The 1,213-nt window shown below is 44.4% G+C and carries 1 protein-coding gene; it reads left to right on the forward strand.

Annotated features, from left to right (window positions below; all coding sequences use genetic code 11):
• Positions 1-397, forward strand: a 397-nt coding sequence (tnpA, locus tag NEPTK9_RS09525; protein WP_194847646.1) for an IS200/IS605 family transposase, incomplete at its 5' end; no start/stop codon positions are given.
• Between the last annotated feature and the right edge of the window lie 816 nt (positions 398-1,213).

Consider the following 1,213-nt stretch of genomic DNA (forward strand, 5'->3'; position numbering starts at 1 on the left):
AAGAGGAAGATCGTGTGTTTTTCTACTACATACTCATTTGGTCTTTGTTACAAAGTATCGAAAGAGGGTCTTCACGAAAAGGGTTCTTAAGGAGCTAAGAGAAATCTTCCAAAAGGTCTGCCAAGATTTTCAAGCAGAGCTTATAGAATTTGAAGGAGAGTACGATCATGTACATCTACTTATTAACTACCCTCCAAAGGTTGCTATCTCTAACTTAGTTAACTCTTTAAAAGGCGTTTCTTCCCGGCTTATTCGAAAAAAAGGATATCCTTCAGTTCAAAAGGCATTATGGGGCAATAACTTTTGGTCCCCAAGTTATTTTGCTGGTAGTTGCGGAGGAGCTCCTATCTCAATAATCAGGCAATATATCGAAAACCAGCAAAAACCAATAGAATGAGTATTTTGCGCCTTTCATCTCGGCCCTAAAGGACCGAGTTTTTCGGCGCAGCTGATAAATAAAGTGCCTTTAATGTTGGAATTGGTGAGATTCCGCTCATAACTACCTTCTTGTTGCTAGCTATTATAGCCTCATTAAGGAGAACAATTCAAGAAAAAAAAACAAACACAAATAATTGAAAATAAGCAGATTGAGAAAATTATCTTGCTATGAGCTCATTACACGACAGTTTTTGGAGTCGATGAGCAGCTGCGGCCTTGTTCACCTTTACAGGTAAAAAGTTCGCACATTTATCGGTGGTATATGTAAGAAAGATACGTCGGGGGCAAGCCCCCGCTGCCCCATTGAGCTTCAATCTGGCAAGCCAAACCGATCTTCCTCGGGGGGCCGTGCAAAGCACTGTTCCACCCCTCGTTCAGATCAATTTTGCAGAGCCATCTTGAAGCCGTGGACACTTCACGACGCAGCTTTTCTTCGCCTTCGGCTCTGAAGCTGCGTAGGTTCAGTGTTTTTTTTTGTTAAGCTGAAAGTCAAACCAAAGCGAATATGGTAAGTGGCTAAAAAACTGAAAAAAGGAGACTTACTGCTTGGTAAAAGATGAGCGAGGTTTTCTAAAAAAAAACCTTTCCAGCGAACTGACATGGCTTCGGAGCCGAAGGCGAAGAAAAACCATGCGGTGAGCTGTCCGCGGCTTCAAAATGGCTCTGCAAAATCGCCCCGCACGAGGGGTGGAACAGTGCTTTGCACGGCCCCCCGAGAAGGGGCGATTTGGCTTGCCAGATTGAAGCTCAAGGGGGCAGCGGGGGGCTTGCCCCC

This window comes from Candidatus Neptunochlamydia vexilliferae, from assembly GCF_015356785.1.
Lineage (GTDB): Bacteria > Chlamydiota > Chlamydiia > Chlamydiales > Simkaniaceae > Neptunichlamydia > Neptunichlamydia vexilliferae.